This is a genomic window from Phytomonospora sp. NPDC050363, from assembly GCF_040655735.1.
Taxonomy (GTDB): domain Bacteria; phylum Actinomycetota; class Actinomycetes; order Mycobacteriales; family Micromonosporaceae; genus Phytomonospora.
Window position 1 is genome coordinate 18,919 of the sequence record NZ_JBFAKK010000010.1, and the last position, 14,834, is coordinate 33,752.

Genomic DNA, 14,834 nt, shown 5'->3' on the forward strand with positions numbered 1-14,834 from the left:
GCTATTTGACACTGTCAGATGACAGTGTTATCGTCGATGCATGACCGACGAACGCTTGACCTCGCCACCGCGTGCCGGGGCTTCGCGACTGTGGACAGTCGCCGAGCTCGCGGCCGCGGTGGCGCGCGCGTTGTCGCATGACTACGCCGGTGCGGGCAACGGGCGTGTGCGGGACGTGCCGGGCGTGCGCGTGATTCGCTGGTACCAAACCATCGGCCTCGTCGACCGTCCCGTGGAGATGCGCGGGCGCACGGCGCTCTACGGTCCGCGCCACCTGCGGCAGATCGTCGCCGTGAAACGCCTGCAGTCGGCGGGGCGCAGTCTCGCCGAGATCCAGGAGGCCCTGGTCGGCGCGCCCGACGAGGTCCTCGAACGGATCGCCCGCATTCCCGAAGGGGAGACGGCGGTGTTCGCCGACGCTTCCGGCCCCACCGCCGAGATGGTCGACCTCGAGTCGCCGTCCATCCCGGTCGAGGTGGACGGTGCGGACGGTGAAGAGCCCGCGCGGGGGCGCTTCTGGGCGGACCGGGCGGTGGCCAAGCCGCATGTTGCAGTGTCGGAAGTCGCGGTATCGAAAGCCGTCGGGCGTCTGTCACTGTCAGATGAGGTCGTCCCCGAAGTCTCCTACGGCATCCCGCTCGCCCCGGGCCTCACCGTGCTCGTCGAACTGCCGCACCCGCCCGGCCCCGACGCGATCGCGGCCATCCGGGCCGCCGCGGCCCCCCTCGTCGCCGAAGTGGCGACCCACCGGCAGGACGGCGCCTTCGCGCCGGAGAGCCCACCGCGACCTCAAGCCTCACCGTCACCCACCACGAGCACCCCCGCCGCGCGCGGTCTCACCGAAGGAGCCTCCTCATGAGCCTCACCGTCACGCCGCTACCGGTAGCCCCGGAGCGGGCCGAACCGGACCCGGACGCCGGTCTGGGAGTGCTGCGCACCGAGCGGGGCAACCTCCCGCTGCGCAGCCTCGACGTCAACACCCACATCACCGGCCTGACCGCGCGCATCGAGGTCGTCCAGGGCTTCCACAATCCCCACGACGTCCCGATCGAGGCCACCTACATCTTCCCGCTGCCGGACCGGGCCGCGGTGACCGCGATGCGGATGACCGCCGACGGGCGCACCGTCGAGGCCGAACTGCACGAACGCGAGCAGGCCCGCGCCGTCTACGACCAGGCCATCGCCTCGGGCCGGCGCGCCTCCATCGCCGAGGCCGAGCGCGCCGACGTGTTCACCATGCGGGTCGGCAACATCCTCCCCGGCGAGGACGTCACCGTGAGCCTGACCCTCAGCGGCCCGCTGTCCTATGAGGATGGAGAGGCGACCCTGCGGATCCCGCTGGTCGTCGCGCCACGCTTCATCCCCGGCGACCCGCTGTCCGGCGCGCCGGTCGGAGACGGCACCGCGCAGGACACCGACGCCGTCCCGGACGCCTCCCGGATCACGCCTCCGGTCCTCCTGCCCGGCTTCCCGAATCCCGTCGCCCTGTCCATGGAGACCGTCGTCGACCCGGGCGGCCTGCCGCTGTCGGGCGCCCGGTCGAGCCTGCACACCGTCGTCACCTCCGAAGGCGAGGGCGGCGCGACCGTCCTGCGCGTGCAGCCGGGGGAGCGGGTCAACCGCGACTTCATCCTGCGCCTGGCCTACGGCGAGGCCGAGGCCGTGAGCCAGACCCTCGCCTGTGAGCCGGACGAGGACAACGAGGGCGGCACCTTCCAGCTCACCGTCCTGCCCCCTTCGGGTGTCGAGGGCGTCCGGCCGCGCGACGTGGTCGTCCTCCTCGACCGCTCGGGCAGCATGTCCGGCTGGAAGATGATCGCCGCCCGCCGCGCCGCCGCCCGGATCATCGACACCCTCACCACCGCGGACCGCTTCGCGCTGCGCTGCTTCGACCACGACGTCGAGAGCCCCGACCAGCTCGGTCCCGGCCTCGTCGAGGCCACCGACCGCCACCGCTACCGCGCCGTGGAATACCTCGCCCGCGCCGACGCCAGGGGAGGGACCGTGCTGCTCGAACCACTGCGCGAGGCCGTCCGCCTGCTCGGCGCCGATACCGCCGGTGAGACCCCGCGCGACCGGGTCCTCATCCTGGTCACCGACGGCCAGGTCGGCAACGAGGACCAGATCCTCGCCGAACTCGCCGGCGGTTTGACCGGTGTCCGCGTGCACGTGGTCGGCATCGACCGCGCGGTCAACGCCGGCTTCCTCAACCGCTTGGCCGTGACCGGCCGCGGCCGCTGCGAGCTCGTCGAGTCGGAGGACCGCCTCGATGAGGCCACCGCCCGCATCCACCGCCGCATCGCCTCTCCCGTCGTGACCGAACTGTCCTGGCGTGCGGAAGGCTTCACGCCGGACCAGACCACCCTCGCGCCCACCCGCGTCCCGGACCTGTTCACCGGGGCGCCCGTCGTCGTCTCCGGCCGCTACCACGGCCAGGTCGCACCGGACGCCGCCATGCACCTCAGCGGCCAGGCCATCACGGGAGACCCGTGGCAGGCCACCGTCGGAGCCTCCAACGCCGAGGACAAGGGCGCCATCTCCGTCGCCTGGGCGCGTGCGCACCTGCGCGACCTGGAGGACCGCTACGCCGTGGGCGTCGGGGACCTGTCCTCACTGGAGAAGCAGATCGTCGGCGTCTCGCTGAAGCACTCGGTGCTGTGCCGCTTCACGGCCTTCGTGGCCGTCGACAGCCGCGTGGTCGCCGAGGGCGGTGACCCCCACCGCGTCACACAGCCGGTGGAGCTGCCGGACGGCTGGGAGATGCCCCGGCCACCAGCCGGCGCGCCCATGCCGCAGGCCTGGGGCGGCGCCCAGGCCGGTGCTCCCGGAAGCCCCGCCATGACGTCGCAGACCTTCGCGTCCGCGGACGCCTTCCTGGAGCGTTCGGTCTCGGCCGACGCCGGCGTCGACTTCTTCGGTGCTCCGCCACCGCTCGCTCCCGGCAGCGCGTCGGCACCGCCGCCGCCTCCGGCTCCCGCCTACGGCGGCCAGGGCGCACCGCCTCCGCCGAAGGCGGCCCCCCGCCGCCGAGCCTTCGCCCGTCCGGCCGTGCAGCCGCCGAGCGGTGGGGGCGGTGGCGGTGTCGGCGGGATGATCCGCATGCCCGGCCAGATCGCCGGACCCGACCCGCATGAGGCCATCCGCACTCAGCTCGCCGAGGAACTCTCCGCCCTCCTCGCCGTCCCGGTGGACAGCACGCCGGAACACGAGCGCCGTGATCTCCTCAGCGACCTGGCCAGCCGGCTGACGGCTCTGCTCACCACCTCGGCGGTCACCTCGCACCCCGACCGCTACGCCACGCTGCGCACCCTCACCCTGTCGCTCACCGTCTGCGACAGACCAAACCCTCCCCGCGCCACCGCCCTCGACGCCCTCTGGCGCACCACCATCGAAACCCTCACCAAACTCACCACCCCGAACACCAAGTCCAAGCCCAAGACCACCCCCAAGACCCCGAACACCGCCGCCACGCCACCCACCGGCGGCGACCCCACCCCACCCACCGAGACCGACACAACCCAACCCGCGAACGGCGACCCCACCCCACCCCGCCGCCGCGCCTTCTGGAAACGCCAAGGCTGACCCCCACGGCCAGCCGCACCCACCCGCACCCACCAGCTCCACCCGCACCACACCCTCACTACCCCGCCCCACCCGTACGGCCCACGCGCCCGCGTGGGCCGTACGGCCACCCGCCTTCCACTCGCATCCCCCGCGCTCCTATCCGCCCTGCACCCCCGCCGCCCACCCGCCACCACCCGCCACCGCCCGCCCCGTCTTCCCACCTCCCCGTCCGCCGCCCTGCCCCTCCTCGCAGCCACTCCGCTGGCTCGCGCCGCCCCGAGTTCTCACCGCGTGCCCGCCCGTCTGCCCGGCCCGCAGTCACACCACCCGCTTGGGCCGCTTCGCAGCCCCACCGTCCGCCCGCCCGCCCGTCTGCCTGCCCCGCCACATAAGCACCCCGCCGGCTCGCGCCGCTCCGCCTTCCGGGCGACCGAACGGTCACGCGGGCAGACACCGCCGGGCGGTGTCTGCGGTGTAGACGGTCGGCGGGGATCGGGGATCGGGGATTGAGGGACGGTCAGGCGGACATGGACTGCCGCCGCTCGCCCCGTTCCACCCGCACCCGCACCCCACGCCCGCCTCCCGCCGGGCTTGACCGAGGCCTCACAGCAGCGGCGCAGGCCAACGCGACGGTGACCGATCCATGCCTCGCCTCGCATGACGATGTGGTGAGGGGCCGTCTCCCCACCGCCCGCACGGCACGAATGGCCGTCCCACCTGCCCTGCACGACCATCCGCATGGCTGCACGCGCCGCCTGGCCCGGCCCCAGCTCGCCTCTCCCGCCGCCCGAACGATTCGCGTGGAAGCCACCACCCGGCCCGCCTCTGCCCCCCGCACATCACCCGTCCTTCATCCGCCCGCCGGGATTCCTGTCCCACCGCCGATGTGGCGGAGCGTCCGTTACCGTCGGTCTGCCCGTGCCTTCTTCGGGTATCGCCTGCCACCCCGCGCTTCGCCCTGAGCCCGCGGTCCATCGCCCGCCCGCCGGTTGGGGATGGCTGTCATCGCTGTCCTGCCGCCGATGTGGGCCTTCCGGCCATTACCGCCCGGTCCACCTCTGCGCCTCGCCCTCCAGCCCGCCCGCTGGGGCTACTGTCCCGCCGCCGATGGTGGACCGTCCGTCCGCCACCGTCCGGTCCGCTCGTGCCTGCGCGTATGGCCGGCCATACGTCCGCCAGCTCGCCGGGATGCCTGCTCCACCGCCAATGCGGACTGTTCGGGCGCCACCACTCGTGCCACCGCGCATCGTTAGCCGGCCGCTCCTACGGTCTGTCTCAGCGTCGACCGTTCGCTGCACGCCCGTCCAGGGACGCCTGGCCCACCGCCGTTGCGGGCCGTGCAACGCACGCGTCCAGCCCGCCCCGCGCCGCGGCCCGCGCTATCCGGCTTGCTGGCCGCCGCCGTTGCCCCACGCCAAAACCCACGGAGAGCGCACGCCCGGCACTCCTGGGGCTCGGCGGATGCTCGCCTCACACCTCAGCGGCTTCTCCGCACGCCAGCCCGCCGTCCGGGGCCTTGCTCGATCCACCCGGCGCTGGGTTCGCGCTTGCCGCCACCGGCACGTTCCTCGTGCATGCCCCCGCCTCACCTACCTCGTCGACGGCTCACCGGTTCCCACGTGGACGTGTGCCCGCCCGCTGCGAAGCTCCCACGATCCGCCCAGCCCGACCATCCCTCAGACGACAACCCGCTGCCAGCTCCCCGACAGGCCGAGCTCAGCGCCACCGCAGCCGCCCCTGACCCGCACCGAACCGCCCGATAATCGCTGTGCCGCTGTGCCGCTGTGCCGCTGTGCCGCTGTGCCGCTGTGCCGCTGTGCCGCTGTGCCGCTGTGCCGCCGGGCCGCCCACTCGGTCGGGAGTGCGGCTGCTGCTCGTCTCGGACCGACCCGGTGTGTTCACGCCCTGTGGCTCGTCGCGTCACGATCGACCACGCCTCGAATGGTCGATGCCGTTCCCACCCCACCCGCTCCTCCAACTCCTCACCGAATCCCTTCCCCCCGTCCCCGCCCGTCGATACGCTCCCCCTGCCGGTCCATCCACAGTGGACCCGCACTTCCGGCCCCCAATACCTCCCCGAGAGGACCCCCATGCCATCCCTCCCGTCCTTCCCCTCCCGCCCCGCCCATCCCCTCACCCGCCCCTTCTCCCGTGCCGCCGACCGCCTCCTCGCCCGTTTCGTCCCCGCGACCTCCGCCTCCGCCTCCCGCGGGGACAACTGCTTCTGCCAGTGCAGCGACGCCTGCTTCCGCTGCTGCCAGACCGGCACGGCCGAACCCGGCGGCATCCCCACCTACACCTGCCGGGTCGCCAACACCGGCGAGTGCGGCTGACACCTACCCGCCCCAGATGTGCGGTCCGGTGTATTTCCCCTGCGTAGAGTGACACCACTCACTCTGGGAGGAGCCCTCATGTCCACCATGTTCGGCCGTCTAGGCGACCGCCTGCTCACCCGCTTCGTCCCAAGCCGCACGGCTCGGGCCGTCAAGTGCGAGTGCCGTTGCCTCGACAAGTGCTTCCCGTGTTGCCCGCAGCTGGTCGAGGGCGAAATCGTCGTCGTCTGCGACAAGAGCAAGAGCTGCAACCCGTAGCACCGCCCAACCAACCCGCGGGCCGGGTGTTCCGCCTTCACGGCGGTGCACCCGGCCCGTGCGGTGCGGGCGGTAATCGGGTCGAGTGGGCCGAACGGCGGCGACTACGATGAGCGAGGCCAAGGCAGCCTTGGCGTCCCAGCGGCCATCCGTGCCGCGCCCATCTCGAAGGAGAACCATCGTGTCGTCTGCACCTCACTCACCGGCTGTGACCGACCGCGTCGTCGTTCCGGCCGGGACGACGTGCGCCGACGCGATCGAACAGGCGGGCCTGCCGACCACCGGCCCGAAGGCCGTGGTCGTCGTCCGCGACGGCGAGGGCCGCCTGCGGGACCTGTCGTGGGCACCGGACGCCGAGACCGAGGTGGAGGCGGTCCCGCTGGACTCGCCCGACGGCCTCAACGTCCTGCGCCACTCGACCGCGCACGTCCTCGCCCAGGCGGTGCAGGACCTGTTCCCCGACGCCAAGCTCGGCATCGGCCCGCCGATCCGGGACGGCTTCTACTACGACTTCGACGTCGAGAACCCGTTCCAGCCCGAGGACCTGAAGAAGCTCGAGAAGCGGATGCAGGAGATCGTCAAGGCCGGCCAGCGCTTCTCCCGCCGCGTCTTCGGCACCCTCGACGAGGCCCGCGCCGAACTCGCCGACGAGCCCTACAAGCTCCTCCTGGTCGACACCAAGGGCGACGTCGACGCCGACGAGGTCATGGAGGTCGGCGGGGGCGAGCTGACCATCTACGACAACATCGACGCGAAGTCGGGCGAGCGGTGCTGGGGCGACCTGTGCCGCGGCCCGCACCTGCCGTCGACCCGCCACATCCCCGCGTTCAAGTTGATGCGCAGCGCGGCGGCGTACTGGATGGGCTCGGAGAAGAACCCGCAGCTCCAGCGCGTATACGGGACCGCCTGGCCGACCCGCGACGCCCTCAAGGCCTACCAGACCCTCCTTGAGGAGGCCGCCAAGCGGGACCACCGCAAGCTCGGCGCTCAGCTGGACCTGTTCAGCTTCCCCGACGAGCTGGGATCGGGCCTGCCGGTCTTCCACCCGAAGGGCGCCATCATCCGCCGGGAGATGGAGGACTACCTGCGGGCCAAGCAGGCCGAGGCCGGCTACGAGGTGGTCAACACCCCGCACATCACCAAGGCGCAGCTGTTCGAGACCTCCGGTCACCTGCCGTACTACGCGGACTCGATGTACCCGCCGATGCACCTCGACGGCGCCGACTACTACCTCAAGGGCATGAACTGCCCGATGCACAACCTGATCTTCCGTTCGCGGGGCCGTTCCTACCGGGAGCTGCCGCTGCGGCTGTCGGAGTTCGGGACCGTCTATCGCTATGAGAAGTCGGGCGTGGTCCACGGTCTGACCCGTGTGCGTGGCCTGACCCAGGACGACGCGCACATCTACTGCACCAAGGAGCAGATGACCGGCGAGATCGCCTCGCTGCTCGACTTCGTGCTGCGGCTGCTGAAGGACTACGGGCTCGACGACTTCTACCTGGAACTGTCGACCCGCGACGACTCCGACAAGTTCATCGGCGAGCCGGAGCTGTGGGAGGAGGCCACCGAGACCCTGCGCTCGGTCGCCGAGGCCTCTGGCCTCGATCTGGTCCCCGACCCGGGCGGCGCGGCCTTCTACGGACCGAAGATCTCGGTGCAGGCGCGCGACGCCATCGGCCGCACCTGGCAGATGTCGACGATCCAGCTCGACTTCATGGAGCCGGCGCGCTTCGGTCTGGAGTTCTCGGCCGCCGACGGGACCCGCCAGCAGCCGGTGATGATCCACCGTGCCCTGTTCGGTTCGATCGAGCGCTTCTTCGGTGTCCTCACCGAGCACTACGCGGGGGCTTTCCCGGCGTGGCTGGCTCCGGTGCAGGCGGTCGGCATCCCGATCCGCGACGAGAACGTGCCCTACCTGGAGGAGTTCGCGGCGCGGCTGCGCGGCGCGGGCATCCGGGCCGAGGTCGACGTCTCCGACGACCGCATGCAGAAGAAGGTCCGCAACGCCCAACTGCAGAAGATCCCGTTCATGGTCCTGGCCGGTGACACCGACCAGGAGGCCGGCACCGTGTCGTTCCGCTACCGGGACGGCTCGCAGCGCAACGGCGTGCCGCTGGACGAGGCCGTGGCGCACGTCCGGGAGGTCGTGGAGTCGCGCACCAACGTGGGGCCGACGGCCCCGCTCACCGACGAGGTCCCGGCGGCCGCCGAGTAGCGCGCCGCCGTCCGTTCGACGCATCGGCCCCGTGGGAGACCACGGGGCCGATTCTCGTCCCGGCGAGGTGCCGTCCGCCCATTGACGCGGGTTTGCGGTGGGGCTACATTGGCGCCAACACTTAAGGAAACAGTCTTTAGTGAACATCGGCGGGATACGACCTGCCCCGCCGGCGGTAGTTCCACGCGCACCATCCGACCCGGCATTCACCGCCCGCGACGCGCCCGGCCCCCGACGCGGCGCCGCCCGCGCGGGCACCATCCACATGGGAGAGACACCATGCGAAGGATCCTCCGGTTCGCCGCGATAGCGGCATTAACCTTCGCCACCGTTCTGGTGGCCGCACCCGCCGCGCAGGCGGCGGCCCCGACCGCCGCCTTCACCAAGACCCAGGACTGGGGCAGCGGGTACGAGGCCAAGTACACGATCACCAACCCCGGTCCCGGCGCGATCAGCGGCTGGCGCGTCGAGTTCGACCTCGCCGGCGTCGGCACCTACTGGGACGCCCTGCTGACCAAGAGCGGCAACCACAACACCTTCACCAACCGCGAGTACAACGGCACCATCGCCGTGGGCGCCTCGGTGTCCTTCGGCTTCATCGTCAGCGGTTCGGGCGCCCCGGCCAACTGCACCGTCAACGGCGGCTCGTGTACGGGTGGCGGCACGCCCGGAGCGCCGGGCGTTCCCGGGAACCCCACGGTCACCGGCGCCACGAACACGTCGATCTCCCTCTCCTGGTCGGCGTCCTCCGGCGGACCCACCGGCTACCGCGTCTACGAGGGCACCACGGTCCGCGCGACCGTCACCGGCACCTCGACGGCCATCAGCGGCCTCGCGGTCTGCTCCGGCCACACCTACACCGTCGCGGCCTACAACTCCTCCGGCGAGTCGGCCAAGAGCGGACCCGTCTCGGCGACCACGTCGGGCTGCACCGGCGGCGGCTCCAAGGCCGCCGCGCCGTACCTCTACCTGGGCTGGGGCAACCCGCCCAGTCCTTCGACGGTCATGAACGCCACCGGCGTCAAGTGGTTCACCATGGCCTTCATCCTGTCCTCCGGCGGCTGCAACCCGGCGTGGGACGGCCAGCGGCCGCTCCAGGGAAGCATCGACGCCACCACGATCGCGCAGATCAAGGCGGCCGGCGGCGACATCGTCCCGTCGATCGGAGGCTGGTCGGGCAACAAGCTCGGCCCGAACTGCTCCAGCGCGCAGGCCCTGGCCGGCGCCTACCAGCAGGTCATCGACGCCTACGGCCTCAAGGCCATCGACGTCGACATCGAGAACACCGACGAGTTCGAGAACGCCGTCGTCCAGGACCGGGTCCTCGGGGCTCTGAAGATCATCGAGCAGAACAACCCGGGCATCACCACGATCCTGACCTTCGGCACCTCGACCAGCGGCCCGACCTCGTGGGGCAACCGCCTCATCGAGCAGGCCAAGGCCCTGGCCGTGCCGATCGACGTCTTCACGATCATGCCCTTCGACTTCGGCGGCGGCGCCGACATGTACGGCAACACCGTCAACGCCTCCGAGGGCCTCAAGAACAAGCTCAAGTCCGTCAACGGCTGGACCGACGCGCAGGCCTACGCCCACATGGGCATCTCGGGCATGAACGGCCTGTCCGACCAGCAGGAGCTCACCAGCCTGGCGACCTGGACGCAGATCCGCGACTGGGCCAAGGCGCGCGGCCTGGCCAGGCTCGCGTTCTGGGCGGTCAACCGCGACCGGCCGTGCCCGGGCGGAGGGGTCACCGCCAACTGCTCGGGCATCGCCCAGCCGGACTGGGAGTTCACCCGCATCACCGCCGGCTTCTAGCCCACCGACCCACCCTCCCCTGAGAGGACCGGGGCGCCCCCCACACCGGGCGCCCCGGTCTGTACCGCTTCGCCCGCCCGCCCGCCGTTTTCGGAGTAATGTTTCCGATTGAGGTGTATTGACGGTCGGTTGTGGACACGGTCCCCATGCGCCCGTCCGGCGAAGGAGGGGGATCATGCTCACGCAGCTCTCGCGAAACTGGTGGGTCCTGGTCGCACAGGGCGTCCTCGCCATCATCTTCGGCATCATGGCCTGGGTCTGGCCCGCCGCGACGGTCCTCGTGCTGGTCATCCTGTTCGGCGCCTACACCCTCGTCGAGGGCATCTTCGCGATCGTCGCCGCCGTCAAGGGAACCGACCGCAACGGACGCGGCTGGCTCGCCTTCATCGGCATCGCCAGCGTCATCATCGGCCTGATCGCACTGTTCTGGCCGGGCGTCACCGCCCTCGTCCTGCTCTACATCATCGCCGTGTGGGCGATCGTGCGCGGCGTCATCACCGTCTACGGCGCCATCCGGCTGCGCAAGGAACTCCAAGGCGAATGGGTCTTGATCCTCAGCGGCGCCATCTCCGTGATCTTCGGTCTGCTGCTGATGTTCTGGCCGGTCAGCGGCGTGCTCGCGGTGATCTGGCTGATCGGTGTCTACGCCATCTTCCTGGGCATCATGCAGATCGTCCTCGGCTTCCGCGTCAAGGGCCGCCACGGCCGCATCGAGGAACCGACCGGCGGCGTGGTCCTCTAGAGGTCGATCCAGAAGGAGCGGGCGCCCTCGAAGGACCTGATCACCCGGCCCCCGTTCTTCTCGATCACCCGAGCGGAGGCGTCGTTGTCCCCCTCGACGGTCACCAGCACGCCCGGCACACCGAGCCTGCGGGCCTCGTCGAGCAGCAGCGCGAGGCCGCGAGTGGCGTAACCGCGACCGCGAACCGATGGCCGCATGTTGTACCCGACGTGCCCGTTGTGCTCCTCGTAGGGCTCGCTGATCACCGGCCGCAGGCGGAACTCGCCGAGCACCTCGATGCCGTCCTTGACCAGCACGAAGGTCCGCTGCGGCGCCACGCCGTCGGGCAGGCCGATGCCGGCGGCCTCGTCGGCGAGTTCGGCGGCGAAGGCCGGGAAGTCGGTACAGGCCAGGGGAGCGTTGTTCCAGGGGTAGCCCTCGCCGCCGAGGTCGCACTCCTCGATCATCGACACGTAACCGTGGCCGTGCCGGGTGGCCACAGGTTCCAGGGTGAGGCGTTCGCGGACCAGTTCGACGTCGGCGCCGGTGCGGATCCCGCCGAGCCGGGTGAGCCAGCCGTGCATCACATCGGTCGAGGGATCGGATTCCGCGGTGAACTCGTCGAAGCCCCAGCGCGAGGCCGCCCGCGCGGCCTGCCACAGCAGCGCCGCCCCGAGCCCGCGTCCGCGATGGGTCGCCCGGACCGCCAGCAGGCCCAGCCGCGGGCCGTCGGTGTTGCGCCAGAAGCGGGCGAGGCCGCAGTACTCGCCGGTCTCGTCGTCGACGGCGACGAGGTACCCGTCGGCGGAGAAGCAGGGCGAGTCGAAGGTCTCCTCGCGAAACCAGACCGGGTCGGGCGCCCAGCACTCCGAGCCCGGCACGTCCTGGCGCAGCTCGGTGTCGAGTTCGAGGAGCCGGGCCGGATCGGCGGCGTCGGCGGTGAGCAGCGTGTGCCCTTCGGGCACGGTGTGCTCGCCGAGGCGGTCGAGGACGGCGGCGAAGGGGACGCGGAATCGGTCCTCGGCGCGTACACGGCGAAAGCCGGCGGCGAGGAAGGCCGGGGTGTCGGTCTCGTCGACGGAGACGTGCAGGTCGCGCCGGAGCGCGGCGGCGACCGTGGCGGCGAGCGGCCCGGCGGTTCTGGCCAGGTCCCCGCCGAAGTAGCCGAATAGGCGGTCGTCGCCGCGAAGATGCGAGGTCACGACGCCGAGGGCGTCGCCGTCGTCGGCGGCGATCCAGCGCGGCCGGCGCTCCTTGTGGAGTCCGTCGATCTCGCGGAGCCGCTCGGGGGTGACGCCGTAGAGCGCGGCGGCGAGCTCGTACTCATCTGTGAACGTCGATATCTCCATTGATCGGGAGGATAGTGACCCGCCTCACATGATCGCCAGACTTTTCGGCGAGGTGCGTGACGATCCCGGTGCGCATAGGATCGCTCTCGTGACGCAGACGGGAGACGGCGAGCCGAAGGAACCGACCGGAGTGGGGGTGCCCGACGCTCTGGAGCGTCTGTGGACACCGCACCGGATGGTGTACATCAAGGGCGACGAGGGCAAGCCCCTCGGCCCGGACAACGAACCGGTCGGCTGTCCCTTCTGCGAGATGCCGAAGCTCCCCGACCGCGACGGGCTCATCATCGCGCGCGGCCGACTGGTCTTCGCGGTGCTGAACCTGTACCCGTACAACTCCGGGCACCTGATGATCTGCCCCTACCGCCACGTGCCGGACTACACCGACCTCGACGTCGACGAGGTCGCCGAGCTCGGTTCCTACACGCAGACGGCGATGCGGGTCGTCCGCGAGGTATCGCAGGCGCACGGCTTCAACATCGGCCTCAACCAGGGCAGCGTCGCCGGTGCCGGCATCGCAGGGCATCTGCACCAGCACGTGGTCCCGCGCTGGGGCGGCGACGCCAACTTCATGCCGGTGATCGGGCGGACGAAGGTACTGCCGCAGATCCTCGCCGACACGCGCGACCTGCTGTCGGAGGCGTGGCCGGGCGAGGTCTAGTCCTCTAGGCGGCGTGCGGATTTCCCAAACCGTACGTCCGTCTTGTTTAATGGCGGCATGATCTCCACCCCACGCCTGCGCGCCCTCCTCCCCGAACCCGGAGCGCCGCGCGTCTTCGCGATCAACCAGCTCATCGACTCCACCGGCACCGGGCTGTGGCTGACCGCCTCGGTCGTCTTCTTCATCAACTCCGTCGGGCTGCCCGCCGGGCAGGTCGGCGCGGGCATCGCCGTCGCCGGACTGGCCGGCTTCCTCGCCGGGCCCCTCGTCGGCACCCTCGCCGACCGCCACGGCCTGCGCGAGTTCGCCGTGGCCCTCTCCGTGGCGCAGGCGGCCTGCATGGCGGCCTTCGCCCTCGTCGGCGGCTTCTGGTCCTTCCTGGTCGTCTCGGTGCTCTTCGAGTTCTCCCGGCGGGGCGGCAGCACCGCTCGCAACGCGCTGGTCGCGGCGACCGTCACCGCCGCCGACCGGGTCCGCACGCGCGCCTACCTGCGCAGCGTCCTCAACGTCGGCTTCTCCGTCGGCACGCTGCTCGCCGGGGTCGTCCTCACCGTCGATACCCGCACCGCCTACCTGCTGGTCATCTTCGGCAACGCCGCGACCTTCCTCGCCGGGATGTTCTTCTACCTGCGCGTTCCCCGGGTCGCGCCGATCCCGAAGCCCGCCGACGCCCCCAAGGGCGGCGTCTGGCGCGACTACCCCTTCATCGGCCTGACCATCCTCATCGGACTCCTGTCGATCGACGTGTCGATCTTCCACGTCGCGCTGCCGATCTGGATCCTGCGGTTCACCGAGGCGCCGCCGGCCACCGTCGCCGGACTCATGCTGCTCAACACCGTCATGGCCGTGACCCTCCAGGTCCGCGCGACCCGCACGGCCGACAGCGTCCCGGGCGCCGCCGGCCTGGTCCGCCGCGCCGGCCTCGCCTCCGGGCTGGCGTGCCTGCTGTTCCCCTTGAGCCTGTACGCGAGCACCTGGGTCGCCGTCGCCGTTCTCACCGTCGCCGCGGTCATGCTCACCGGCGCGGAACTGTGGCACTCCGCCGGCGGCTTCACCATCTCCATGGACCTCGCGCCCGAGCACGCCCTCGGCGCCTATCAGGGCGTCTTCGGGCTCAGCAGCGCCATCCACAACAGTGTCGGCCCCGCACTGGTCACCGCACTGGCCATCGGGCTCGGCGGACCGGGCTGGTTCATCCTGGCGGGCCTGTCGGCCGGTCTGGGACTGCTCGCCCGGCCGCTGACGGCCTGGGCGCTGCGCCACCGCCCGGCGGGCGTCGCGGTACCTCAGCCGATGTAGGTGCGGCCGCGCGAGAAGTGCGCGAGGGCGGCCAGGATCTCCGGCTCGCGCTTGTCGCCGAGGGTCGCCGAGGCGTTGAACTTCGAACCCAGCAGCGTCTGCGCCATTCCCTGGTCCATCGCCGCCCAGATGCCCGTTCCGCTGCCGGCGGCCGGGTCGTGCGGCTGGACGCACACGGCACGGTCGAGCATCCACCGCCGCGTGTAGATCCGCGCGATCGACTCCCACGGCAGCCAGATCGCCTTCACCGGCATCTTGCGCGCCCGGATCCACAGCCCGTGCTCGTCGGCTGCCAAGGTCGGCCCGCCCAGCACCGCGAGCAGCCAGACCAGCAGGAACAGCGGAGCGAGCAGTACGAGCGGGAGCAGGAGCGCCAGCAGGATCGACGGCGTGTCCATGATCCCGGCGCCGGAGGTGAGAACCCCGATACAGCACAGGAACGGCAGCAGCGCCACGCTCATGGACCCGCCCTGGATCAGGGCCGTGCGTCCCTTGCTGGGCCGCAGGACGAAGGGCAGGTCCTCGGGGATCCTCTTGGCGATCTGGAACGGACGCGGGACGGTGAATCCGCCGGAGGGGTAACCCTGCTCGGGCGGGTGCTGGTCGGCCATCCGCGAAGCCT

The 14,834-nt window shown here is 71.3% G+C and carries 11 protein-coding genes; 9 read left to right on the plus strand and 2 right to left on the minus strand.

Annotation, left to right across the window (positions count from 1 at the left end):
• The first annotated feature begins 40 nt into the window (after positions 1-40).
• From AB0I28_RS25390 to AB0I28_RS25420, 7 genes are all read left to right on the plus strand, one after another.
• Entirely contained in the window at positions 41-859 is an 819-nt protein-coding gene (locus AB0I28_RS25390; protein WP_357497307.1) for a helix-turn-helix domain-containing protein, read from the plus strand.
• The gene (locus AB0I28_RS25395) at positions 856-3,582 is read left to right on the plus strand and encodes a VIT domain-containing protein (RefSeq protein ID WP_357497309.1); all 2,727 of its coding nucleotides are present in this window, start codon (positions 856-858) and stop codon (positions 3,580-3,582) included. The genes AB0I28_RS25390 and AB0I28_RS25395 overlap by 4 nt, the downstream gene beginning before the upstream one ends.
• Before the next feature lie 2,072 nt (positions 3,583-5,654).
• Positions 5,655-5,897, plus strand: coding sequence for a hypothetical protein (locus tag AB0I28_RS25400; RefSeq protein ID WP_357497311.1), 243 nt, complete (start codon positions 5,655-5,657; stop codon positions 5,895-5,897).
• Positions 5,898-5,975: 78 nt separating this feature from the next.
• The gene (locus AB0I28_RS25405; RefSeq protein ID WP_357497313.1) at positions 5,976-6,155 is read left to right on the plus strand and encodes a hypothetical protein; all 180 of its coding nucleotides are present in this window, start codon (positions 5,976-5,978) and stop codon (positions 6,153-6,155) included.
• 181 nt (positions 6,156-6,336) lie between these two features.
• Positions 6,337-8,370 (plus strand): threonine--tRNA ligase, encoded by a 2,034-nt coding sequence (gene thrS, locus AB0I28_RS25410; RefSeq protein WP_357497315.1) that lies wholly within the window; start codon positions 6,337-6,339, stop codon positions 8,368-8,370.
• A gap of 279 nt (positions 8,371-8,649) precedes the next feature.
• Positions 8,650-10,185 carry a cellulose binding domain-containing protein gene (locus tag AB0I28_RS25415; RefSeq protein WP_357497317.1) on the plus strand — a complete coding sequence of 512 codons (1,536 nt, stop codon included), beginning with the start codon at positions 8,650-8,652 and terminating at the stop codon, positions 10,183-10,185.
• A gap of 175 nt (positions 10,186-10,360) precedes the next feature.
• Positions 10,361-10,927 carry an HdeD family acid-resistance protein gene (locus tag AB0I28_RS25420; RefSeq protein ID WP_357497319.1) on the plus strand — a complete coding sequence of 189 codons (567 nt, stop codon included), beginning with the start codon at positions 10,361-10,363 and terminating at the stop codon, positions 10,925-10,927.
• Here the strand turns inward: AB0I28_RS25420 and AB0I28_RS25425 are convergent.
• Positions 10,924-12,255 carry a GNAT family N-acetyltransferase gene (locus AB0I28_RS25425; protein WP_357497321.1) on the minus strand — a complete coding sequence of 444 codons (1,332 nt, stop codon included), beginning with the start codon at positions 12,253-12,255 and terminating at the stop codon, positions 10,924-10,926. The two genes, AB0I28_RS25420 and AB0I28_RS25425, sit on opposite strands and share 4 nt — an antisense overlap.
• A 175-nt stretch (positions 12,256-12,430) precedes the next feature.
• On the opposite strand from AB0I28_RS25425, the gene AB0I28_RS25430 reads away from it, so the two are divergent.
• Together AB0I28_RS25430 and AB0I28_RS25435 are read left to right on the plus strand one after the other, a co-directional pair.
• Positions 12,431-12,913 (plus strand): HIT domain-containing protein, encoded by a 483-nt coding sequence (locus AB0I28_RS25430; RefSeq protein WP_357497766.1) that lies wholly within the window; start codon positions 12,431-12,433, stop codon positions 12,911-12,913.
• Between the two features lie 57 nt (positions 12,914-12,970).
• Positions 12,971-14,212, plus strand: a complete 1,242-nt coding sequence (locus AB0I28_RS25435) for an MFS transporter (protein WP_357497323.1) — start codon at positions 12,971-12,973, stop codon at positions 14,210-14,212.
• Here AB0I28_RS25435 and AB0I28_RS25440 read toward each other — a convergent pair.
• Positions 14,200-14,823 (minus strand): hypothetical protein, encoded by a 624-nt coding sequence (locus tag AB0I28_RS25440; RefSeq protein ID WP_357497325.1) that lies wholly within the window; start codon positions 14,821-14,823, stop codon positions 14,200-14,202. The genes AB0I28_RS25435 and AB0I28_RS25440 overlap by 13 nt on opposite strands.
• Positions 14,824-14,834 lie beyond the last annotated feature (11 nt).